Origin of the sequence: Mycobacterium persicum, assembly GCF_002086675.1 — a bacterium.
GTDB classification, from domain to species: Bacteria; Actinomycetota; Actinomycetes; order Mycobacteriales; family Mycobacteriaceae; genus Mycobacterium; species Mycobacterium persicum.
In genome coordinates this window covers 1-965 of sequence record NZ_MVIF01000255.1, presented here as the reverse complement: position 1 = coordinate 965, position 965 = coordinate 1, and the positions used below count along the sequence as shown (strand labels likewise).

The 965-nt window shown below is 68.9% G+C and carries 2 protein-coding genes; both read left to right on the top strand.

Features of this window, described 5'->3' with window-relative positions; all coding sequences use genetic code 11:
• The coding region (locus BST40_RS28225) for a hypothetical protein (RefSeq protein ID WP_089025338.1) at nt 1-442 on the top strand (442 nt) is incomplete at its 5' end.
• Nucleotides 439-960 (top strand): hypothetical protein, encoded by a 522-nt coding sequence (locus BST40_RS28220; protein ID WP_083156602.1) that lies wholly within the window; start codon nt 439-441, stop codon nt 958-960. The genes BST40_RS28225 and BST40_RS28220, both read left to right, overlap by 4 nt.
• Nucleotides 961-965 lie beyond the last annotated feature (5 nt).

Below are 965 nucleotides of genomic sequence, written 5' to 3'. Positions count from 1 at the left end.
TGATCGCCGCCGTCACGATCACGCCGCCGGACCCGACCCCGTGATGTCCATGGTGATGACCGTGACCGATGTCGAGGTCCACGACGACGACGATGCCAGCCCGCCCTATTGGCTTTGCTGGGACTGCGGTGGCCCGTGTCTGACGTTCAAGGGGTCGGTCCACGGCTGGCGCTGCCAGGCGTGCATCGACAGGTATTTGGACGTCGGCGCGGCGCGGTGGTTGGCGCAGGCGCGCAAGGAGCAGGACAAGCTGCGGGCGAAGCTGGCCAGCGCGCCCGACCCCACGACTTCGAGCACTGCGAACACGGGATCGACGCCGGAGGGCGGTCAGCGTTATGTACCGCGTCCTCCGGCGTCGGGCCAGGAAAGGGCGGCGGTCAGCAGTTACGTACCGCGCCGCCCGAGTGATCACCACCACCACCAGGAAGGAACAACCGGATGACCACAGGGATCGAGGTCGCCGTCCGAGACGGGTTCGCGACCATCGACTTCATCGACCCGAGCCTCCGAGGCCCGGCGCTGGAGAAGCTGATCGACATAGGCGGGCACGAGTCCATCGACGCCGTGACCAGGGTCGGTCCTCGGAAGCTCTACCGCGTTCCCGAGGGCAACGCCCGCGAGGCCGGGCTGCTTGACGCCGACACTGAGGTGGACGAGCTGGCGGCGGGCGCTCGCGATCAAGGGTGGGCGCAACGCCTGGCCGACGTCGGTCACGAGCAGCCGGTCACCCTGGCCGGGCAGCGCCAGCCGGAGCCGGACCAGGCGAGCCTGCCGGACAGCTCACCGGCCCAGCCGCTCCAGCAGACCCAGCAGACCAGGAACTACCCCGAGGGTGAGCCGAGCGACGACTGGAAGCGACCCGAGCTGGACAGCTACGCCAAGGCCAAGGGTCTGGACCCCTCGGCCTACTCGACCAAGGCGGCGCTGCTCGACGCGATCAACGGAAGGACCACACCATGACCGGA

Bases quoted from the DNA above. Each gene is read 5' to 3' on its own strand.
- BST40_RS28220 (WP_083156602.1), top strand. From the start codon at position 439: ATGACCACAGGGATCGAGGTCGCCGTCCGAGACGGGTTCGCGACCATC.